General features: G+C 41.1%; 22 protein-coding genes, 1 tRNA gene, 1 pseudogene and 1 riboswitch. Of the genes and pseudogenes, 17 read left to right on the forward strand and 7 right to left on the reverse strand.

Annotation, left to right across the window (positions count from 1 at the left end; all coding sequences use genetic code 11):
• The 7 genes from U2718_RS11565 to U2718_RS11595 all read left to right on the forward strand — a co-directional run bounded on the left by U2718_RS11565 (position 1) and on the right by U2718_RS11595 (position 6095).
• Positions 1-915 carry a cation diffusion facilitator family transporter gene (locus U2718_RS11565; RefSeq protein WP_342003017.1) on the forward strand — a complete coding sequence of 305 codons (915 nt, stop codon included), beginning with the start codon at positions 1-3 and terminating at the stop codon, positions 913-915.
• Between the two features lie 4 nt (positions 916-919).
• On the forward strand, positions 920-1621 hold the full coding sequence (locus tag U2718_RS11570) for a DUF2834 domain-containing protein (RefSeq protein WP_342003016.1): 702 nt from the start codon (positions 920-922) through the stop codon (positions 1619-1621).
• 440 nt (positions 1622-2061) lie between these two features.
• Positions 2062-2418 (forward strand): ChaB family protein, encoded by a 357-nt coding sequence (locus U2718_RS11575; RefSeq protein ID WP_342003015.1) that lies wholly within the window; start codon positions 2062-2064, stop codon positions 2416-2418.
• 154 nt (positions 2419-2572) lie between these two features.
• Entirely contained in the window at positions 2573-3430 is an 858-nt protein-coding gene (locus tag U2718_RS11580) for a HEAT repeat domain-containing protein (RefSeq protein ID WP_342003014.1), read from the forward strand.
• Complete coding sequence (locus U2718_RS11585) at positions 3420-3992, forward strand: GNAT family N-acetyltransferase (protein WP_342003013.1); 573 nt, start codon at positions 3420-3422, stop codon at positions 3990-3992. Before U2718_RS11580 ends, U2718_RS11585 begins: the two co-directional genes overlap by 11 nt.
• A 39-nt stretch (positions 3993-4031) precedes the next feature.
• Positions 4032-5225, forward strand: a complete 1194-nt coding sequence (locus U2718_RS11590; protein WP_342003012.1) for an NAD(P)/FAD-dependent oxidoreductase — start codon at positions 4032-4034, stop codon at positions 5223-5225.
• A 222-nt stretch (positions 5226-5447) separates the two neighbouring features.
• On the forward strand, positions 5448-6095 hold the full coding sequence (locus U2718_RS11595) for an HAD family hydrolase (RefSeq protein ID WP_342003011.1): 648 nt from the start codon (positions 5448-5450) through the stop codon (positions 6093-6095).
• A gap of 38 nt (positions 6096-6133) precedes the next feature.
• On the opposite strand, the gene U2718_RS11600 is transcribed toward U2718_RS11595, so the two are convergent.
• A complete protein-coding gene (locus U2718_RS11600) occupies positions 6134-6532 on the reverse strand; it encodes a DUF4278 domain-containing protein (RefSeq protein ID WP_342003010.1) in 399 nt (132 codons plus the stop codon).
• Positions 6533-6581: 49 nt separating this feature from the next.
• Positions 6582-6730: riboswitch (Glutamine riboswitch) on the reverse strand.
• Between the two features lie 49 nt (positions 6731-6779).
• On the reverse strand, positions 6780-7058 hold the full coding sequence (locus U2718_RS11605; protein WP_342003009.1) for a hypothetical protein: 279 nt from the start codon (positions 7056-7058) through the stop codon (positions 6780-6782).
• 333 nt (positions 7059-7391) lie between these two features.
• On the opposite strand from U2718_RS11605, the gene U2718_RS11610 reads away from it, so the two are divergent.
• A complete protein-coding gene (locus tag U2718_RS11610) occupies positions 7392-7697 on the forward strand; it encodes an RNA recognition motif domain-containing protein (protein ID WP_289793114.1) in 306 nt (101 codons plus the stop codon).
• Positions 7698-7825: 128 nt separating this feature from the next.
• Positions 7826-8020 (forward strand): 30S ribosomal protein S21, encoded by a 195-nt coding sequence (gene rpsU, locus U2718_RS11615; protein WP_342003008.1) that lies wholly within the window; start codon positions 7826-7828, stop codon positions 8018-8020.
• 52 nt (positions 8021-8072) lie between these two features.
• On the opposite strand, the gene U2718_RS11620 is transcribed toward rpsU, so the two are convergent.
• Together U2718_RS11620 and U2718_RS11625 are read right to left on the reverse strand one after the other, a co-directional pair.
• On the reverse strand, positions 8073-10817 hold the full coding sequence (locus U2718_RS11620; RefSeq protein WP_342003007.1) for a zinc-dependent metalloprotease: 2745 nt from the start codon (positions 10815-10817) through the stop codon (positions 8073-8075).
• Positions 10818-11347: 530 nt separating this feature from the next.
• Positions 11348-11527: a hypothetical protein gene (locus U2718_RS11625; RefSeq protein WP_342003006.1), complete on the reverse strand. Its 180-nt coding sequence runs from the start codon at positions 11525-11527 to the stop codon at positions 11348-11350.
• 676 nt (positions 11528-12203) lie between these two features.
• Between U2718_RS11625 and U2718_RS11630 the strand changes: the two genes are divergently transcribed.
• Both U2718_RS11630 and U2718_RS11635 read left to right on the forward strand, forming a co-directional pair.
• Positions 12204-12977, forward strand: coding sequence for an ABC transporter permease (locus U2718_RS11630; protein WP_342003005.1), 774 nt, complete (start codon positions 12204-12206; stop codon positions 12975-12977).
• Between the two features lie 154 nt (positions 12978-13131).
• Positions 13132-14076, forward strand: a complete 945-nt coding sequence (locus U2718_RS11635; protein ID WP_342003004.1) for an ABC transporter ATP-binding protein — start codon at positions 13132-13134, stop codon at positions 14074-14076.
• Here the strand turns inward: U2718_RS11635 and psbD are convergent, their stop codons facing one another.
• Entirely contained in the window at positions 14077-15132 is a 1056-nt protein-coding gene (psbD, locus tag U2718_RS11640) for a photosystem II D2 protein (photosystem q(a) protein) (protein ID WP_341995233.1), read from the reverse strand.
• Between the two features lie 618 nt (positions 15133-15750).
• Between psbD and U2718_RS11645 the strand changes: the two genes are divergently transcribed.
• The 6 genes from U2718_RS11645 to U2718_RS11670 all read left to right on the forward strand — a co-directional run bounded on the left by U2718_RS11645 (position 15751) and on the right by U2718_RS11670 (position 19560).
• Entirely contained in the window at positions 15751-16023 is a 273-nt protein-coding gene (locus U2718_RS11645) for a hypothetical protein (protein ID WP_342003003.1), read from the forward strand.
• Positions 16024-16041: 18 nt separating this feature from the next.
• A complete protein-coding gene (locus U2718_RS11650; RefSeq protein WP_342003002.1) occupies positions 16042-16716 on the forward strand; it encodes an ABC transporter ATP-binding protein in 675 nt (224 codons plus the stop codon).
• A 397-nt stretch (positions 16717-17113) separates the two neighbouring features.
• Entirely contained in the window at positions 17114-17662 is a 549-nt protein-coding gene (locus tag U2718_RS11655) for an NYN domain-containing protein (RefSeq protein ID WP_342003001.1), read from the forward strand.
• 166 nt (positions 17663-17828) lie between these two features.
• Positions 17829-17900, forward strand: a tRNA-Asn gene (locus U2718_RS11660).
• A gap of 25 nt (positions 17901-17925) precedes the next feature.
• Entirely contained in the window at positions 17926-19128 is a 1203-nt protein-coding gene (locus U2718_RS11665) for an aminotransferase class V-fold PLP-dependent enzyme (protein WP_342003000.1), read from the forward strand.
• A gap of 15 nt (positions 19129-19143) precedes the next feature.
• The gene (locus tag U2718_RS11670) at positions 19144-19560 is read left to right on the forward strand and encodes a GNAT family N-acetyltransferase (RefSeq protein ID WP_342002999.1); all 417 of its coding nucleotides are present in this window, start codon (positions 19144-19146) and stop codon (positions 19558-19560) included.
• An 8-nt stretch (positions 19561-19568) separates the two neighbouring features.
• Here the strand turns inward: U2718_RS11670 and U2718_RS11675 are convergent, their stop codons facing one another.
• Both U2718_RS11675 and U2718_RS11680 read right to left on the reverse strand, forming a co-directional pair.
• A complete protein-coding gene (locus U2718_RS11675) occupies positions 19569-19838 on the reverse strand; it encodes a hypothetical protein (RefSeq protein ID WP_276750685.1) in 270 nt (89 codons plus the stop codon).
• Positions 19839-20167: 329 nt separating this feature from the next.
• Positions 20168-20236, reverse strand: a pseudogene (locus tag U2718_RS11680) (hypothetical protein); the annotation flags it as partial.
• Positions 20237-20465: the final 229 nt, after the last annotated feature.

Raw genomic sequence — 20465 nt, forward strand, 5'->3', positions numbered from 1 at the left:
ATGTCTGGCAGTCACAATCACAGTCATAGTCACAAACAGTTGAATTACAATCGTGCTTTTGCGATCGGACTAATCCTCAATGCTGGATTTGTCGCTATAGAGGCAACTTATGGTTTTTTGACTAACTCTTTAGCACTTGTGGCTGATGCCGGACATAATTTAAGCGATGTTTTGGGGTTAGTGCTGGCTTGGGGAGCAAGTTTTCTCTCTCAACGCCCACCTACCCAACGCTACACCTATGGACTCCGTCGTTCTTCGATTTTGGCTGCCCTGTTAAATGCTATTATCCCGCTGTTGGTCATGGGGGGAATTGGTTGGGAAGCAATTCGCCGCTTCAGCGATCCCAATCCTATCCCCAGCAGTGTAGTTATAGTAGTGGCGATCGCAGGAGTGATCATCAACTCCATTACTGCCTTAATGTTTATGTCTGGTCGCAAACGAGACATTAATATCCGTGGGGCGTTTTTACACATGGCTGCTGATGCAATGGTGTCTCTTGGTGTCGTCTTGGCAGGTGTTGCTATTTTGACAACAGGTTGGTTGTGGTTCGACCCTGCAATTAGTTTAATTGTGGTTGTAGTTGTAGTTATTAATAGCTGGCAACTTCTCTGGGAATCTCTTAACTTAGCACTTGATGCTGTCCCCATCGGCATTGAACTTCTTGCCGTTCGTACTTTTTTGAGTGAACTACCAGGTGTAATAGAAGTTCATGATTTACATATATGGGGAATGAGTTCTTCAGAGGTAGCTTTAACTGCCCATTTAGTTATGCCAAATGGACATCCAGGAGATGCGTTTTTGGCTAAGATTGTCCAAGAACTCCACGATAATTTTGGTATTGAACATACAACTATTCAACTAGAAATTGGCGATCCAAATAATCCTTGTGTTTTAGCTCCACATAACCTGATTTAAATTTATGGTTATTAGAAAAATTATTCTCTGGGTAATTTGGTTAGGTTTTGTCGCCTATACCCTTTGTTTAGCTCCCTTGGATCAAACCGACACCTGGCCTTTAGGATGGAAATTGTTAACACTCCAATGGAATAAACTCAATGCCTTTATTCCAGTAATTTTTTCTTTAATGGGGGTTTGGCCGATGATTTACGGCGCGATGATGTTTGCGGATGGCAGAATGCAAAACTTTCGCGTTTGGCCATATTTCCTTGGCTCAAATTTCACTGGAGTAATTTGCCTTTTACCCTATTTAATTTTCCGCAAGTCTAATCAAGAATTTTATGGAAGAATAGATAAGTGGCTGCGATTTTTTGACCAACGTTCAACAGGAATTGTTCTTTTAATCGGCACTATTGCTCTACTAGTTTATGCATTCACAACTGGAGATTGGCAGGACTATGTTCGTCAATTTCAGACTAAGCATTTTGTACATTTGATTAGTATCGACTTTTGTTTGATGTGCCTAATATTCCCCATCACCTCTTTATTTCAAGATGACATGGCACGCAGAGGAATTAAGGATACTCGCATTTTTTGGGTGGTGGCACTCTTACCTTTGTTTGGCCCATTATTTTACCTCTGCCTACGTCCACCTTTAATGGAAACTTTAGAAGAATCAAAAGATACCGAAATTAAAAATAAATTAGCTCCCTCAGGTGTTTAGTAATTCAAGGCAGAAGTCAGTTGGGACAAAGGTACTAAGTATTGGTGATTGAGGATTGGGAAGAAGACACGGGGACAAAGAGATGTGGTGAACCAGCGCCTTGGGCTGAACCGCTTGGCGGCAAAGACTTGGGGCGACTGGTGTAGACGCCCGGTAGACAGGCGTAGCCTAGCTTCTCGTAGAGTACCCGAAAGGGGACGCAAAGAAAGATTTTACCCTTGTCTTCCCTTCCCCCCCTTCTCCTTGTCCTCTTCCTAGCCTCTAGTCCCTAGCCCCAATTTTTTATACAAGCTCATATCAAAGAATTAGGAGAAATTGACATTAATTAAATTCCTACTCAGGTAAGTCCTATTCTATGCTTACAGAAAGAGGAGAAGACATCTTTTATTTTTTACGATGGATTCAAGATTAATTTAAGATTAAATAATCGGAGTGGACTGATGACTTATAACAATGTAGAACAATCATCTGAAGAAAATAGAAGTAACAACGTAGAGCAATTGCAGCAAGAAAGCACAAGTAATAACGCAGAACAATTACAACAGGAAAGCAGAAACAACAATCAACAGGAATTGCCAGAAGAAATTAGAGGAGAAAACTTGCCTCAAGAAGCTCAACAAATTTATGCTGCTGCTCTCAAAGCTGCCAAAAGTGACGGTATCAGTGAAGAGGGTGCTCGACAAATAGCTTTGAATAGCGTCCACGAGATGTTTGAAAAAGGCTTAGATGGTCAATGGTATGCCAAAGGTGAAGTTACCGCTCAACATCACAAAGCTGTAACCTCTGGTGGCAACTAACTTTTTATAAATATATGCTAGATTTGAAGCGGCTTGTGTAAAGCATAAGCCGCTTTTTAATTATCTTCATAGTGATTCTGAAGTGAGTACACAAAATTTACCATATAATTACTAATTTCGTCTATTTTGCAGATTAATTTAGGATTTTAAGCTTATGGATTCGGCAGATAATTATATTGAAGAACAACACAATGATCCAAGAAGTACTGAAGAGTTAATCCAAATTGCACTAGCACAAGAAAACGAATATACTTTTAGAGATATTGTCAGTATTTTACATTTCCGTGGTAGTTTAGAAGTATTTGAAGCAGCATCGAGGTTATGTAAAAGTCAAAATCCTAAGGAAAGAGAGCTAGGGGTTGACATATTAGGACAGCTAGGAATACCAAAAAGGTCTTTTCCTTATGAATCAGTGAATATACTTCTCCAACTGCTTGAGAAAGAAGAAGATACTGAAGTTCTGGGCGCGATTGGAGTTGCTTTAGGTCATCTTAAGGATTCTAGAGGAATACAACCATTAGTAAAATTAAAAAATCATGCTAGTGCCAATGTCCGTTTTGGTGTCGTTTTTGGCTTACTATCCCAAACAGATGAGCTAGCAATTAATACGCTAATTGATTTATCTGCGGACGAAGATGCAGATGTGAGAAATTGGGCAACTTTTGGATTAGGCTCAATGATAGAAATTAATTCTCCAGCGATTAGAGACGCTTTATTTAAACGTCTCATAGATGAGAAGAATGAGACTGAAACTGAAAGTGAGATTCGTGGAGAAGCATTACTAGGTTTGGCGATTAGACGAGATGAAAGAGTCGTAAATTTATTAATAGAAGAGCTTACTTCTAAGTGGGTTGGTAAATTAGCTGTAGAAGCAGCCAAAGAAGTTGGAGACTCAAGATTATATACAGTTTTAATACGGTTAAAAGAGTGGTGGAATGTGGATAATAACCTATTGAAAGAGGCTATTGAAAATTGCAAACCAGAAGAATTAGATAATAGAGATGCTATTTGAAAAAGATGGAATCAGTTTTCGCCTCATGCAAGACGATATCCATGATTATCAATTAATGGCAAAATGGCTGACTGACAAAAAAGTCTTAGAATTTTATGAAGGTAGAGATAATCCTTTTCCATTAGCAAGAATTATAGAAACATACCAACCTCTAGTTAGGGGATACGATCCAGTTGTACCTTGTCTGTTCTACTATCAAAATATCCCCATTGGTTACATACAGTATTATTCCCTCAATGACTTACCTGAAACCGACAGGCTGAAATATTGTCTGGAAAATACTTATTTTATCTACGGTATTGATTTATTTATAGGTGAAAATACTTATTGGAATAAAGGAATTGGCACTACAGTTGTATCAGGGATTGTGGATTATCTTTTTGAGCAATTACAAGCTGTTAAGGTAGTCATAGATCCAGATGTGAAAAATACTCGTGCTATTCGTTGTTACGAGAAATGCGGCTTCGTAAAAGAGAAGCTTTTACCAAAACATGAACTGCACGAAGGAAAATACCAGGATAACTGGTTGATGGTAATAGAGCGAAAGAAATCATTACACTGATAGAAGTTGCCCTACTGGGATTCACTGCCCATTAGACACATGACCGAACAAAGAGCTAGAATTTGTATCCTGGGTGGAGGCTTTGGTGGTCTCTACACTGCCTTACGGTTAAGCCAGTTACCTTGGCAACCGTTGTCAAAACCTGAAATAGTTTTGGTAGATCAAAGCGATCGCTTTCTTTTTTCTCCCCTCCTCTACGAACTACTGACTGGGGAACTACAATCTTGGGAAATTGCCCCTCCCTTTGAAGAACTTTTGAAAGACACAGGTGTGCGCTTTTATCAGGCTACTGTGTCGGGAATTGATATAGATCAACGCCAAGTATATTTACACGATGGGCCAGCAATCAATTATGATCGTCTGGTGTTAGCGCTGGGTGGGGAGACACCTCTAGATATGGTGCCGGGAGCTACAGCTTATGCATACACATTCCGAACTATTACAGATGCGTATCGTTTAGAAGAACGCCTGCGAGTATTGGAAGAATCAGATGCAGATAAAATTCGGGTAGCAATTGTTGGCGGTGGTTATAGCGGTGTTGAACTAGCTTGTAAATTAGCAGACAGACTGGGGCAAAGAGGACGCTTTCGATTAATTGAATTGACAGACCAAATTTTGCGTACTTCTCCAGAATTTAATCGCCAAGCAGCCAAAAAAGCCTTGGATGAACAAGGTGTATTTATTGACTTGGAAACCAAGGTAGTATCAATCGAGCAAAATACTATTTCCTTAGAATATAAGGGTCAAGTAGATATTATTCCCGTAGATTTAGTCATTTGGACTGTAGGAACGCAAGTTGCACCTGTAGTACGAAATCTTGGTCTTAAACAAAATCAGCGTGGTCAAATTACCACTACACCCACTTTACAAGTCCTCGATCATCCAGAAATTTTTGCTTTAGGAGATTTAGCAGACTGTCGGGATGCGGAAGGACAGCAAGTGCCTGCTACTGCTCAAGCAGCTTTTCAACAAGCCGATTATGCTGGTTGGAATGTTTGGGCAACTCTAACCAATCGCCCCTTACTCCCTTTGCGCTATCAGCACTTAGGTGAGATGATGACACTGGGGATAGATAGTGCTACCTTCAGTGGTTTAGGCATCACTTTGGAAGGGACTTTAGCTTACATAGCTCGTCGTTTAGCCTATCTCTATCGCCTGCCGACTTTAGATCATAAACTTAAAGTTGGTTTTAACTGGTTAGCTCGTCCTATTATAGAGACACTCTCAAAATAAGTTTAAGTAACTGAGTGTAGATAAACATAATCTACGAGGATCGTTAGTAGTTAGTAGTTAGTAGGTAGAGACGCTTCGGTTCCTCGCGTCTGTATATTAGTAGTTAATTATTAACCACTATCCACTCTCTACTACCCACTAACAGTCACCACGAGAAATGTGTTGATTTCTGCCGCCTAATGTGAGTAGCTAAAATCCAAAATCCAAAGTTGTCAAAGGTTGATGAAACGACCGAAAGTTATTTTTTTAGATGCTGTTGGCACACTCTTCAACGTTAAGGGCAGTGTGGGTGAGGTTTATAGTCAATTAGCACAGGAATTTGGCGTCGAAGTTTCAGCCGAAATTTTGAATAAAACATTTATCTCTAGCTTTAAAGCTGCACCGCCACCTGTATTTCCCAATACACAAGAGCAAGATATTCTCCAGTACGAGTTTGACTGGTGGTTTAGTATAGCCTCTAAAACCTTTGAGCAAGCAGGTGTTCTAGAGAAGTTTTCCGACTTTTCGGCTTTTTTTAGCGAAATTTACATTCACTTTGGCACTGCCGAACCGTGGTTCTTGTATACCGATGTTTTGCCAGCCTTGACAAACTGGCGGCAGATGGGAATCGAATTAGGGATAGTCTCGAATTTTGATTCTCGCATTTATTCAGTATTGCAGGCTTTAGAACTGAGAGATTTTTTCAGTTCTATAACCATTTCTACCCAAGCAGGTGCTGCCAAACCCGATCCAAAAATTTTTACAATTGCTTTAGAAAAACATAACTGCCCCCCTGCCGCAGCATGGCATATTGGGGACAGTTTTACAGAAGATTATCACGGAGCAAAGGCAGCAGGATTAAGAGGCATTTGGATTAACCGTGAAAGTTAGTGGTTAGTAGTAAATAACTAACTACTATCTACTAACCTTTAAGCCAACTGCTTTGCTTCTTCTTCTAATAGCTGAATGAGGTGTTGATTTCCTTGTTCTTTGGCTACTTGCAAGCGATGTTCCAAATTACGCTGGATATGTACCAGATGAGTTCTTGCTAGATCCTCTGTCAACTTTTTACGTTTGGTGACGGTTGCTTCAGTTTTAGAACCAGTACGCTGTTTCCGGTGCATCATCGCTTCTACATCTAGCGGATCGCCGATATGATAAGGAACTCCGCGATACTTCAACTCAGCTACTGGTTGAGGTACGGGAATATGTCTGGGATAACGACGCTCCCAAGTTGCACCCCGATATTTACCACCAATTTCTTCTGGGGTTAGTTCAACGGTTAAAGGATTGTGTTCATAATCAACACCACGATAAGTAAGTTTCATCTGCTTCGCCTCGCTTTAAATTTTTGCTGCTTCAATTGGAGTTAAATGAGGCGCGTTCCTTCAGGATTTCTCCTTACTTCCGTCTCCTCAACAGCATCTGATACCAAATAACATTCACAGCAGTTCAAAGCTATGCCTACAAGATGACACTCTCTGTCTGGGAGTACTATTTGGAATCTACTTCAGGAGATGAACGATTTTTCTGTATCTATTGTAACTATTTTTTTGTAATGTCAATAAATTATAACTAAAATTTTAGGATTAACACCTCTGTTCTAAGTCTTACTTCTTCTGGCAGAAGCGATCGCCCTTTGAAGCTAACCATGAAGAAGACCCCTCCCCTTGTCCTCTTCCTGCCATCTGTCTTGAAAATAGGTGCAGGGGAGCAAGTGCGGTGGTGAGACAGCGCGCCCTTGGGCATTCCCCCCGTTGTAGCACCTGGCGTCGGGTTAAGAGCTTTGTAGCGACTGTCGTAGACGCGGTAGATGCGGTAGATGCGGAGCAGCTTCCGTAGGTACGGCTTCAAGGTAGAGTCCCCGTAGGGCGTAGACGCGTTCTCCGTCAGGCGTTGCGTTAGCTAGCATCTTCTCGCAGAGTAGCCATTACCGCAGGGTAGTTTCATCAAGACTGCCTTTCAAGACAGATTCTCAGTTACCAGACAAAACCCTGGTAGCAAATTTTCACTACAAAATTCCAACTTACGGTGGGTGAAAATTGAATTTTGTACTAACATGGCAAGCGAGAATAGAATTCGGTAATAGTGTTTGTTTGTGGTATTGATGGGCTTTAACCTTTTGATATTGGCAGGCTTTTCTCCGAAATCTACATCTCCACACACTCATGATTTTGGAGAAAATCTATGTCAGTTTATGTAGGCAACCTCTCTTATGAAGTCACAGAAGAGGCTTTGAATGAGGTTTTTACAGAATATGGTTCTGTAAAAAGAGTTCAGTTGCCTGTTGATCGTGAAACTGGTCGTGTACGCGGCTTTGCTTTTGTAGAAATGAGTTCAGAAGCTGAAGAATTAGCTGCCATTGATGCGCTTGATGGTGCTGAGTGGATGGGTCGTGACTTGAAGGTTAATAAGGCGAAACCCAAGTCAGATGGAGGTTCATTTGGTGGTAGACGCGGAAATAATGGTGGAGGATACTCTCGCCGCTACTAAATTTTGAAAACAAAATTTAGCTTTTAATTCTCTTGGGCAGAGTAAGTGTCTGCCCTTTTTTATTCTCTGTTGAATAAATTGTCTATATCCGACTACCTCTACCAGTTAATTTATTGAGGAGAAAGCGAATGACTCAAATCGTAGTGGGCGAAAATGAGGGACTTGAGTCAGCTTTACGTCGATTTAAACGGCAAGTTTCCAAAGCGGGAATTATGCCAGACGTAAGAAAACATCGTCACTTTGAAACACCTCTAGAGAAAAATAAGCGTAAAGCTAAAGCAATTGCTAACTCTAAGCGCTACAAGAAACGTTTCCGCAATTAGCCAGAGTAACCGTAGAGCAAAGCATGCAGAATGTGAATTGTACATCTGATAACTATTTTGAGCACAACTGTGCATTTAATGCTTTAGTAATGCGATCGCTTGTTTCTTCTAGATGAGCTAGCGTATAAATATCCAGGTTGTTGCTCTGTTGCTTGAGATTAGTATCAATAGCTTGATAGAGTTGGCGTAATTCGTACCAAGCCAATGTACGACTATCTTCAGGTACATCGTTAGTACGTAATACCATCTCCAGCAAAATACTCAGATGTTCTCTTTGCAATGAACGACGGATACTAGAAATTGGATTTGCTTGCTTTGAGTCAAAAACTTCTGTCCAAATGCTTTTTTGCAAAGTATCAAATAATTCTGGCATAGACAGCACTTGCCCTGGCAGAGTTTTAAATTCTATATCTCGTAATCGATGGAGGCGATCGCGATCTAAAAGCGATCGTAAAATTGAACTTTGAAAGTGTAGAATTCGCTCGTGAATTGGATAATCAAGGCGAGATACAGGTATATAGTTCCCCCAATGTTGCCATCGCGAGGGTACTAGCTGATTAAGCAATTGCGGTGAGAAACTCAAAGCGTCCTCAGCAAACACATTCTTTTGTAATGTCGCTAATACCTGACGTTGTTGTTCTAAAGAAACTGGTATAAAGCTAGGGCGAGTATCATTATCGGCATGGTGACGTCGAAAATATTGCCCACCTATATACTGAGTTAATAAGGAAGCGTTACGAAAATAGTATTTCAGTATTCTATTGAATAATATACGCAAGTCACTATAACTTTCTCCTTTAAATGGATAACGCTTTTCAAGTTGCTGCCACATCATGCGGGCATTATCCATTTGCCATTCAGAATAAAGCAGTACATCGCTACTCATATCCCAAACATTGGCAAGAGGGTTGATGTCCCAAATATCTTCATCGGTAGCGTAAGATAATTCTGGTTGGGGCGAAGCTAAAGCAATCTCCTCCAAAAAAGGCTTTTCAGCTTCAGGAGCGATCGCCTCTGTTGATAGGTGTGGGTGAGGTTTATAACCATACTCTATTGCCCATTCATCGTAAGGACCAACAATTGCCGGAAAATAATCGCCTTGCTCGACTCCCACAGGCGCTACATTCACAGGCAAATAATCCATCACCGAACCGACTAAGCCTTTGGTGTGAGTAATTTCGGTGTTGTTTAATTCTTGAGGTGCTAACATGGTACTGCCATGAAAGTTGTGACGCAAACCTAAAGTATGCCCAACTTCGTGAGCAATCAGAGAACGTAAGTACTGATGTACGTACTTTTTCATCTCATCACTACTTGGTGTAGCATTTTGTAACAGCGATAACACCAGTGCTCCCATTGCTGCTTGATTTGAAGATTCAATGCCATAGCAAAAGTCAGAATCAGGCTTCAGGATGGCATGATTGCTATCTGCTTTGTGCTTCTCCCCCAAAGCTAGGCATAAGTTTTTACCCCCCACAGAAAAGGATTCGTCCTCAAATAGTGAATCCGTTTCCATCAGTGAGCGATATTCCTGCTCAATTGAACGCACCATGTTGGCATCTACAATTATATCTGCATCCAATATTTCTCCAGTCAGAGGATTAACACGTGCTGGCCCTCTGGCGAAACCTGCATCTAAAGAATTGAACCAGCGAATCGTGTTATAGCGTACATCTGCTGGTTGCCAATCTGCGTTATCCGGCATTTGCCGTACTTCAATAGCATTTTGAAATCCGGCTTTTTCAAATGCTTTGTTCCACATCAAGACGCCCTCACGAATGGCATCGCGATATTCTAAAGGCACAGCATTTTCAATCCAAAATACAATTGGCTTTTTGGGTGGAGACAAAGGAGCGCTACTGTCGGATGGTTCTAAATGCCAACGATGAATGTAACGTACAAAAGACTCTTTGCCATGATTGTGAGAAAAGTCTTGAAAAGCAGTGATAAAATACCCCACTCTATCATCAGCAACTCTAGGAATATAACCGTTGTTTGCGGGTAGTTGGGAAAAACTGTAATGTACTTTCAAAGTCAAGGCTCTGCTGTCAGGTAAGGTAACTAAGTATGCTCCCTCTGGTGATGAGAAATTGTAAATTGAGTCAATCTCTAAGTTGAAAGGGAAACTGTTGACATCTCCAAAATATGATTTTTTGTCTTCTAAATGGTAATCAGCCTGCAAAAAGTATTTCAACAGGGAAGTTAATCCAGGAAAATCCTGCATCAGCAGGTCATCAACTTTAATTAAAATGCTTTTAGTATAAGGATCGATACTAGCTATTTCGAGCGCATACAAAACTGAATCGCTAAAAGAACGAGCAAGCGATCGCACTTCTGGTTCATCTGGCTTTGCACGGAACTTGACATTACGAGCAACAAAATGCAAGTTATAGTTTACTCGTTGGAAGTAAAAGAGAAAGTCTTGTAGAGGTAATCCACTATAGATACCGCTCTCTCCTATACCTGATTCCAATGTGACTGTACACAAGTAATTTTGATTTAACTGTTCTGGCTTAATTTCCCAATAAATCTCACCAGAATCTTTGTCACGATAAAGGGTGAAAAGTCCCTCTAATTTATCTGTATCTTTTAATCTCTCGCGAAATCGTCGAAAACTTTCTTTTCTATATTCTTTCTCTGAGCTATCAGCAATACCTACACTTTCAAATACTGGTAAGCCATTGAAGGGCTGCACATAATTACTTAAAAGTTGATCGGCGACTGCATGATTGTTTGCACATAACAAATAGCACAATAATACTGTACAGATTGTTAATTTTCTAATCCAGTTTTTCATCCCTTAGCTATCCTATAAAGCGGTATTTGTCTTGAGCCACCGCTTAATTAATAATAGATTAGCCGTTTTTGTATTTTTAAGATAGTGAGATTTTTACTAAATTTAATTGATTTATTGGAGGTTTACTAAGTTAATGATTATGTTTTCTCAAGCTTAAACATATTGTGAATTTTAAAGATAATTAATTGAGTAATTTTTAAAGCATTAAAAAGTAGAAGATGGGTTAGTAAAGCTCATCTTTGAATACAGATATTGTACTAAGTGATTAAGTTATTTACCCAAATTGAATTAATTCCACCAACCAAAAAGGTAGGTAGAGCACTGATACTAGATATGCATCAGGTTATAAAGCTAAATTGTACGTTAACCCTAGCTAAAGTCTGTGGCAAATGCTACCATATGCATTACATTGATTGCCTAGCTTAGGTTTGACGCGATTCAATCTTACTCGTCACAGTCTATGACAAAGACAGTTAACAGTCTCGTGACTACTGGTGATTAGTAGCCTTTAGAACTGCTATATTTTGCTACTATAATGAGTTATTGTCAGCTTTATTACCACCAATTATTGCTTGCAGCAAACTTCCGAGCAAGAATATAAACGCTGCAATGACCAACAATAGCATTAAACTTGCAAGAGAAGCAAATGGAGATATGATAAACAATAATAAAAACACAAACAATAAAGTAGTTAACAGTGTCTTATTCATAATTTTTCCCTCTACTTCATTTCTACCTTTAACTTAACTTACTTATTTGCAATTCATTATCTTTCTTTGGAAGCAACTAGATGATTAATGTGTGTAGCAATGTGTTTTTATTTAGATTTATCGGTATCAAATTAAAGTCGCCAGCTTTAGATTCTGCCTTGACGTTATTGTTTTAAACCCAAACTGGTAAAGAAATTATGCTCTAAATTTTACTATAGTTAAATTTCTTTTCATCAGACTTTTTCTTCTGTTTTGCTCCTTCACACAAACTTAAAAATAAGATCCCCGGCTTCTCAAAGAAGTCAGGGATCTGAAGCTAGGCTGTAGTTTTCATACGATGAGCGATCGCGGGCTATAAGTTCGTAGTAAGGAATTTAGTCCTAAACTCCGAGAGCGCATGCATCTTTTTCTACAAACACCTAAAAATATATGCAATGGATACTAGCCCTGCAAATCAGTCATAGCCGATATAAATTTAGTAATATAACTTAATATTTGTATATACTTTAAGGTATCTTGCTAAACAAACCTTGGTTCAACCCTCGTAAACCAGGGTTATTCTATTACTCTTGTTAATACGCATATACTCCAGCCAATAACACGGTGCAGACGAGGGACACATGGCTGATAACAGTGAATACGCGTGTTGACTAATTAATACTGTAACTAAATCGCGATGAAACACTGGCGTGAGACAATGGCTGTGACTCAGCGCATTTTAATTGAACTATTACGGCGCAGACGCAGTCTGATATTTTGGATTATCTTTCCTATTTCTGTGCTGATAATTAACGGATTTGTTTTGGCAGAAAGTATGAATCTGTCAACAAAACGAGGTTTTGAGTATGCTGCTCCTTCCACCTTAGTAGGAGCAGCACTATTTTTTAGCTGTTTGGGTGGCAGTGTTTCTACCGTAGTATCAGAAAGAGAACAGCAAACCCTCAAACGCCTTTTTATCTCACCTTTAAGTGGTACATCCTATTTCCTTGGAATTTTTTTAGCTCATAGTTGCATTGGTATTGGACAAACATTACTGATTTACACAACCGCAGCATTGTGGGGTGCAACCTTCAAGGGTTCGATATTCTTAGGAGCAATAATTATTTTATTGAGTATCATCGCCTATGTTGGTTTAGGCTTTATTTTAGGTACACAACTAGCTCGTCGTACCGAAGATGTTAACTCTCTAGTTGCTGCTTTTGGAGTACCTTTGTTAATAGTAGGTGGAGCATTTTTTCCGACTACATTTTTACCAGAAATATTACTTGAAATTGCTAAAGTCAATCCGATTTATCACATGAGTGAAGCTCTCTTAGGAGTGTCTGCGGAAGGGAACAATCTAAGAGAAATTGCGTCTCATCTCAGGTTTCTATTGGGTTTTGCTGTCATAATGATTTTTGGGGGTTGGATAGCTTATCGACGGATGCTGTTAGTAGAAAGGAGATTGTGATAAGTAGAAGGCAGAAGTCACTGCGCACAAGAGCGCAGGTAGGCAGAAGGTAAAATGACCTTCCTGAACAGGTTTTAAAGGTTGGTATTTTACGTCGAATTATACCCACCTACTTACTCACCTTTCACTAATAATATAAAACTAATATAAAGTTATGCTGTATATAGAAAAGCTCAATAAATCCTATGGTAGAAGACAAGTTCTTCAGGATTTAACTCTTGATGTTGCCCCTGGAGAAATATATGGTTTACTAGGTGCAAATGGAGCAGGTAAAACTACTACGATTAATATTATTTGTAATTTATTACAAGCTGATAGTGGTGCAGTAACAATTAATCATCAGCCAGTTTCAGAGGCAACAAAAAATTTCATTGGTATTGCACCACAAGAAAATTTATTATACAAAGGGCTTTCTTGTGAAGAGAACCTCAAGTTTTTTGCAAAAATTTACGGTTTAGATAGAAGACTACGGCGACAAAGAATCAAAGCTGCTTTAGAAGCTGTGAATTTATTAGATCGGGCAAAAAGTCCGGTAGAAACTCTCAGTGGTGGTATGCAACGGCGCTTGAATATTGCAGTGGCATTAGTGCATCAACCAAAGTTAATCATTCTAGATGAACCCACTACAGGTTTAGATATTGAAGCGCGGTACGAAATTTGGGAGTTGATTAAACAACTCAAAAATCAAGGAATGACAATTTTATTAACAACTCATTTATTAGATGAAGCAGAGCGCCTGTGTAACAGAATTGGTATTTTGAAAAATGGTTGTATTTTAGCTGAGGGCTGTTTAGAGGATTTGCGTAGTTACATTCCAGCTAAAGAAATTTTGATTGTACAGACTGATGAGGAGAAGGAAGCGATCGCGCGTGCAATTGCCTGTGGTTTTACGCCCCGGCGTTATGGTAACGATTTGGCTTTTTGGTTATCAGAACATTTGGAATTAAAAGAGATCATTGCACAGTTTGATGGCATTGCTATTGATTCAATTTCACGGCAACCTGTCAGGTTGGAGCATATATATATGGAATTGATACAAACAGAAAAGACCTCGATTATAAATCGAGGCCCTTGTAAGATTCTAAAAATCAAGCTTTGATTACAGAGCGTTACCGCGAGGCAGAACTTCCTCAGGGAATACAAATTTCTCGTGTGGCTGATCTTGAGGAGCCATCCAAGCGCGGATACCCTCGTTCAGCAAAATGTTTTTGGTATAGAAAGTTTCAAACTCTGGATCTTCTGCTGCCCGCAACTCTTGAGAGACGAAGTCGTAAGCACGCAGGTTCAATGCTAAACCAACAATGCCTACCGCACTCATCCACAAGCCTGTAACTGGTACAAACAACATGAAGAAGTGCAACCAGCGCTTGTTGGAGAAGGCGATACCGAAGATCTGAGACCAGAAACGGTTTGCCGTCACCATCGAGTATGTTTCTTCGGCTTGAGTTGGGTTGAAGGCACGGAAGGTGTTTGCTCCTTCTCCGTCTTCAAACAGGGTGTTTTCGACTGTCGCACCATGAATCGCACACAGCAGCGCTCCACCCAACACTCCTGCTACACCCATCATGTGGAAGGGGTTGAGTGTCCAGTTGTGGAATCCTTGCAAGAACAGCAAGAAACGGAAGATTGCTGCGACGCCAAAGCTCGGAGCAAAGAACCAGCTTGATTGTCCCAAGGGGTACATCAAGAATACGCTTACGAATACGGCAATCGGTGCGGAAAATGCGATCGCGTTGTAAGGACGAATCCCTACTAATCTTGCAATTTCAAATTGCCGCAGCATGAAGCCGATTAAACCAAAGGCTCCGTGCAAAGCGATAAATGGCCACAATCCTCCCAACTGACACCAACGGGTGAAGTTGCCTTGAGCTTCTGGCCCCCACAACAGCAATAGGGAATGTCCCATTGCGTCTGCGGGTGTGGATACTGCTACGGTCAAGAAGTTACATCCTTCTAGGTAGGATGACGCTAGACCGTGGGTGTACCAACTGGTGACGAAGGTGGTGCCGGTTAGCCATCCCCCTAGTGCCAAAAATGCACAGGGGAAGAGCAGAATACCAGACCACCCTACGAATACGAAGCGATCACGCTTCAGCCAGTCGTCGAGAACGTCAAACCACCCTCTTGTGGGGGCGCGTCCAACTGCGATGGTCATTGGAACAAATCTCCAAATTTTATAAGTACAGGTTTTGTCCTCTATATATAGACTGCCATTTTTTGACTGCCTATAGACAGAAGATAAACTGGATTGTCAATCCAATTTACAAATTTTTACTTCTTCTAATCATATTAAGTGTTCTTCGCTAATTTTTCCAGTCTTTTTTTAACTTAACTTAATCTTTGAGGATGATTTTCACGGAATGACGAACAAGAAAATTCACAGAAATACCTGTGAATCATAAGGTACAACTGCCAACCTGGGGAGCAAAGGACATAAGGACAAGGGGATAACTAACCACTGTACGGGCGGGTTTAGAAGATAAATTCTCGGTTTTAACCCAAAGTTAATCAACAAAACTCGCACGGCAGTCGTTACAACTGGGGGAAACCCGACGCCAGGTGCGACAACGCGCTTAACCCGCAAGGGCGCACTGGCTTTGCAACGCGCTGCCTCCCCTACTAACTACTAACCACACCATTAAACTGGATAATGACATCATATTTAGCTATCTGGGCTAGTTTGTCTACCAATTAGCCAAGCTTTTCACTCACCACTGAGATTCAGCTTGCTAAGGTTAGAATTAGACCAAAAGTTAAATTAAGTTCAGGCTAGATGTTTACTATTGATTTAACCGTAAAAAACACCCCTTTCCCGATTTCAGTGCAGCGTAAGACCGCAGAGGATGCTGACGCTGTTTTTCAGCTAATTTTGGCAGCAATGAGTTCTGGCAAGCCAGAGATTGTGGAACTCAAATGCGAGGGCAAGACAGAGAAAAAAATTGCCGTTCGTGCCAGTGAAATTTCAGGGGTGCAGGTTGCGCAGAGAGATGGTGTAGCCACTGGTAGTGGCAGACCTCCTGGTTTCTTTGCCCTAACCTCTGAGTAAGGTGCTGGTGGTGTAGAAATGGCGGAACCGGGCATCAAGGTACAAGATTTAAACTTCAGTTGGCCGTCAGGTGAAAAAGCGATCAAAGCTTGTTCTCTAGAAGTACCCAAAGGAGAATTCTGGATGCTTTTGGGTACAAATGGCAGTGGGAAATCAACATTACTCAGACTGCTGGCAGGGCTATTGGCTCCTCAATCTGGCGAAATAGGAATTTTGCATCCCGTTGGTTTTGTTTTCCAAAATCCCGATCATCAACTGGTGATGCCTACCGTTGGTGGTGATGTGGCTTTTGGGCTGGTGGAAGAAAAATTACCACCAGCCGCTGTGAGAGCTAGAGTTGAGGAGGCCTTAGCAGCAGTAAATTTGCTGGGATTGCAACGACGCCCTATATACGCCTTGAGCGGAGGACAAAAACAGCGGATAGCGATCGCTGGTGCCTTAGCTCGTCGCTGTGCAGTTTTACTATTAGATGAACCGACTGCTTTACTTGATCCAGATAGCCAGCTAGAATTGGTGGCCGGTGTCCGCAAACTAGTTAAAAGTAGAGGCATCACAGCTCTTTGGGTAACACATCGTCTTGACGAATTAGATTACTGTGACGGTGCCTTTTTATTAGAGAGAGGCTCATTGATAGATCAAGGAGAAGCCCAACGTCTCAAACAACGTTTGATGTGCTCAGATGAGGAAACTTAGTAAAAGGGGTTAGGAGTTAGTAGTTAGTAGGGTAGGCAGCGCATTGCAAAGCCAGTGCGCCCTTGCGGGTTAAGCGCATTGTCGCACCTGGCGTTGGGGTTCCCCCGGTTGTAGCGACTGCCTGCGGGTTTTGTTGATTAACTTTGGGTTAAAACTGAGAATTTATCTTCTAAACCCGCCCGTATAGTAGTTAGTTGTCCCCTTGTCTTCTTCTCTTTGTGTCCCGCGTCCCCTTGTCCCCCCTCTCCCTTTCCTCTTTCCTAGTCCCTTCTTTGAGCAATTATCTATAAAGTAATCACTTTTTTGCTTATGTAACATAGTGTTACAAGGGATGGTTGAATTACTATAAAAGTTATGAATGAATTTTGTTAACTTTAGAAAATTGTGATTCAAAACCATGCCTCGTTCCTCATCTACAGCCGTTTTGCTTGTAGACGGCTACAATATAATTGGTGCTTGGTCTTGCCTTAAAAAAACTCGTGATAGTGCTGGACTAGAAGCAGCACGTTGGGAACTGGTAGAAACTTTGATCGGTTACAGCGCTTTTGTGGGCTATAACACGCAAATTGTTTTTGATGCCCAATATCAAAACTCCTGTAGCAACAAAGAATCTATCACTGAGCTTCTATCTGTTCATTATACTGATTTCGGGCAGACAGCGGACACTTATATTGAAAAAGTCTGTGCATCTGTCCGTTCTTCACTGACTCAAGCTTTGTCTGCTCGCATGATTGTTGCGACATCAGATCGTGCACAGCAATTGGTAGTACAGGGGTACGGTGCAGAATGGATGTCAGCTCAACAGTTGTGCTATGAGGTACAAGCTACTGTTTGTCGGACTCGGCAAAAGTATCAACCACGCAAAAAGTCTAATGGTAGATTTTTAGCTAACTCTATCGATGCTAAGGCTCGACAGCGTTTAGCTGAACTGAGAATGGGATTGTAAGTAGGTCAACAGATACATTAGTCCTCCATAACTCTTGGGCTAGGTTCAGAGCTAATTAGCACTGCGAAATCATAGAGTTAAACTGCTATCTAAACATTTTTCAAAAAAATTTTTTAAAGTACTTGCTATTTATATTTTTTGGTACTAAGATAAGAAATCGCGGCGTTCCTCAGTAGCTCAGTGGTAGAGCGGTCGGCTGTTAACCGATTGGTCGCAGGTTCGAATCCTGCCTGGGGAGTTAAAAAAAGGATCAAGGTTAAAGGATGAAGGATCAAGAAAAAGTTTCATACTTCAACCTTAAACCTTCATACTTTAGAGATTTGTGGTTGCTTGACCAAAAAGTCACGTTTCTCAATCATGGCTCCTTTGGTGCTTGCCCGAAGGAGATTTTGACAATGCAAGAAGACTTGCGATCGCAATTAGAACAAGAACCACTACGATTTTTTACTAGAGAGTGGGAACCACTACTAGATGAAGCAAAAAGCAAATTAGCAGTATTTGTGGGAGCTGAAGCTGAAAACTTGGTATTTGTCCCGAATGCAACTACTGGTGTCAATTGCGTGTTGCGTTCTCTTGTCTTTCATCCCGAAGATGAAATACTCACAACAAACCACGAGTATAACGCTTGCTGCAATGCCCTGGATTTTATTGCCAGTCGTACAGGTGCGCGGGTGGTTGTTGCCAAAGTTCCATTCCCGCTTGAGTCGCCACAACAGGTTTTAGAGGCAATCCTAGAGCAAGTTTCATCAAAAACACGGCTGGCACTGTTGGATCATGTCACGAGTCAGACTGGGTTAATTTTTCCCCTACAGCAACTGGTGCAACAATTGCAGGAGCGGGGTGTAGATACGCTGGTAGATGGTGCTCACGCACCCGGAATGTTAGCTCTAAACTTGCGAGAAATTAATGCAACTTATTACACGGGAAATTGCCATAAATGGCTGTGTGCGCCAAAGGGAGCAGCATTTTTGTATGTGCGGCGCGATCAACAGCCAGTAATTCGTCCATTGACAATCAGCCACGGTGCTAATTCACCGCGTACCGATAAAAGTCGCTTTCAATTGGAATTTGATTGGATGGGAACAGATGATCCCACAGCATATATGTGCGTACCAAAATCGATCGCATTTCTGGGATCGCTGCTTCCGGGTGGTTGGGATGAATTGAGGCAGCGCAACCATCAACTTGTGTTGCAAGCAAGAAAGCTACTTTGTGAAGCGTTGGAAGTTCTGCCACCCTGCCCTGATGAGATGATTGGCTCAATGGCGGTTATACCGATGCCTGCTGCCTTGGAAAACCGGAATTTTATCTCTGTACGCGATGAGTTGTTTGATAGGTTTAATATCCAGGTACAAATAGTTCCTTGGCAGGAAACACCAAAATTACTGGTGAGAATTTCAGCGCAGATTTATAACACAATTGAGGAGTATGAGTATTTAGGGAGAGCGATCGCGCAAATTCTATAGCAGTAAATAGAAAATATGGATCAAACAAAAATCACCTATCAAGAAAGCCGCGATATTGATTTGCATAGCATCCTGACATTGTACAATGCAAATCACTGGTCTTCAGCCAAGAGACCAGAGCAACTCTACAACGCCCTGACGAATTCCCACTCTTTAGTTTCGGCATGGGATAAGAATAAATTAGTTGGACTTGGAAACGCTATTTCTGATGGTTTTTTAGTCGTTTACTATCCTCATTTATTAGTTTTGCCAGAGTACCAAAAGCGAGGTATAGGCAGACAAATTATGACAATTTTAATGTCTCGCTATCAAGGTTTTCACCAACATATTCTAGTTGCAGACAAACAGGCGATCGACTTTTATCAAAAGTGTGGATTTAAGCGAGCGGGAAAAACTGAAGCATTGTGGATCTATGCAGGAAAAGAACATTGATGAAATTATCATTTCACCTCAGACTTTGGAAAGCAATTACGTATCAGTTCATCATGCTGTTCGTTACGTTCCTCTCTCGTTTGTCGGATATAGTCTTCTAGTGGTGGATCAAATGGTTTACCACCACGACGAGCGTTGATTTTATTCCCCAATTCGATTAGCCTTTCAAAGGCTGCTCGCCCATCTAATTTTTTCAGTTTTTCTTCTAAAAGTGCTCTTTCCTCTTGAGATAGAGACTGGATAATTTGCGCTAGAGCTTCTACCAGTTGCGTGTTCATAAACTTTACCAGACAAAATAGCTTTATTAATATCCTACAATCCAAGTTTTCTTAATCTCAGGCGAGTTCATAGCAAGAGCGAGTTACATATTTGATAACAACTTTTATAACAGCTTGCGATCGCTCATGGATGATAGCACCTTGATGCTGGTGATATCTTTACGCAAAAAACTGGGAGAATACGCTGTTCACCTTTCAACAAATTATCGCTGGTGGCAGTGGCAATGCTTGAGGTGACTTGGGAACAGATAAAGGATTTACTGCAAAAAGCATTGGGGGGATATGTATGAAAACTCGTGCGCGAGTATTTGAACTTCATCGTCGAGTGTTTAAACTTCATCGTCGAGTATTTGAACTCCGTCGTCGAGTATTTGAACTCCGTCGTCGAGTGTTTGAACTCCGTCATCGAGTGTTTGAACTCCGTCATCGAGTCTTTAAACTCCGTCGTCGAGTCTTTAAGCTTCGTACTCTCGTTCCCAGGCTCCAGCCTGGGAACGCAATTTTTAGAGGTTCTACCTCTGGTAAATCTGGGAGGCGGAGCCTCAAAAACCAGCATTCCTTGCCACAGGCAAGGAACGAGTCACGCAAACTTAGGGAACAATCTCAAAACCGTACCTACCTGCACCC

It is taken from the genome of Chlorogloeopsis sp. ULAP02, from assembly GCF_038404745.2.
Classification (GTDB): Bacteria; Cyanobacteriota; Cyanobacteriia; order Cyanobacteriales; family Nostocaceae; genus Chlorogloeopsis.

Coding starts and splice junctions, on each gene's coding strand:
- U2718_RS11565 (WP_342003017.1), top strand. CDS start 1: ATGTCTGGCAGTCACAATCACAGTCATAGTCACAAACAGTTGAATTAC.
- U2718_RS11575 (WP_342003015.1), top strand. CDS start 2,062: ATGACTTATAACAATGTAGAACAATCATCTGAAGAAAATAGAAGTAAC.
- U2718_RS11645 (WP_342003003.1), top strand. CDS start 15,751: ATGTTTACTATTGATTTAACCGTAAAAAACACCCCTTTCCCGATTTCA.
- psbD (WP_341995233.1), bottom strand. CDS start 15,132: ATGACCATCGCAGTTGGACGCGCCCCCACAAGAGGGTGGTTTGACGTT.
- U2718_RS11655 (WP_342003001.1), top strand. CDS start 17,114: ATGCCTCGTTCCTCATCTACAGCCGTTTTGCTTGTAGACGGCTACAAT.
- U2718_RS11675 (WP_276750685.1), bottom strand. CDS start 19,838: ATGAACACGCAACTGGTAGAAGCTCTAGCGCAAATTATCCAGTCTCTA.
- U2718_RS11610 (WP_289793114.1), top strand. CDS start 7,392: ATGTCAGTTTATGTAGGCAACCTCTCTTATGAAGTCACAGAAGAGGCT.
- U2718_RS11650 (WP_342003002.1), top strand. CDS start 16,042: ATGGCGGAACCGGGCATCAAGGTACAAGATTTAAACTTCAGTTGGCCG.
- rpsU (WP_342003008.1), top strand. CDS start 7,826: ATGACTCAAATCGTAGTGGGCGAAAATGAGGGACTTGAGTCAGCTTTA.
- U2718_RS11585 (WP_342003013.1), top strand. CDS start 3,420: ATGCTATTTGAAAAAGATGGAATCAGTTTTCGCCTCATGCAAGACGAT.
- U2718_RS11600 (WP_342003010.1), bottom strand. CDS start 6,532: ATGAAACTTACTTATCGTGGTGTTGATTATGAACACAATCCTTTAACC.
- U2718_RS11625 (WP_342003006.1), bottom strand. CDS start 11,527: ATGAATAAGACACTGTTAACTACTTTATTGTTTGTGTTTTTATTATTG.
- U2718_RS11595 (WP_342003011.1), top strand. CDS start 5,448: ATGAAACGACCGAAAGTTATTTTTTTAGATGCTGTTGGCACACTCTTC.
- U2718_RS11620 (WP_342003007.1), bottom strand. CDS start 10,817: ATGAAAAACTGGATTAGAAAATTAACAATCTGTACAGTATTATTGTGC.
- U2718_RS11665 (WP_342003000.1), top strand. CDS start 17,926: ATGAAGGATCAAGAAAAAGTTTCATACTTCAACCTTAAACCTTCATAC.
- U2718_RS11635 (WP_342003004.1), top strand. CDS start 13,132: ATGCTGTATATAGAAAAGCTCAATAAATCCTATGGTAGAAGACAAGTT.
- U2718_RS11570 (WP_342003016.1), top strand. CDS start 920: ATGGTTATTAGAAAAATTATTCTCTGGGTAATTTGGTTAGGTTTTGTC.
- U2718_RS11590 (WP_342003012.1), top strand. CDS start 4,032: ATGACCGAACAAAGAGCTAGAATTTGTATCCTGGGTGGAGGCTTTGGT.
- U2718_RS11670 (WP_342002999.1), top strand. CDS start 19,144: ATGGATCAAACAAAAATCACCTATCAAGAAAGCCGCGATATTGATTTG.
- U2718_RS11580 (WP_342003014.1), top strand. CDS start 2,573: ATGGATTCGGCAGATAATTATATTGAAGAACAACACAATGATCCAAGA.
- U2718_RS11630 (WP_342003005.1), top strand. CDS start 12,204: ATGAAACACTGGCGTGAGACAATGGCTGTGACTCAGCGCATTTTAATT.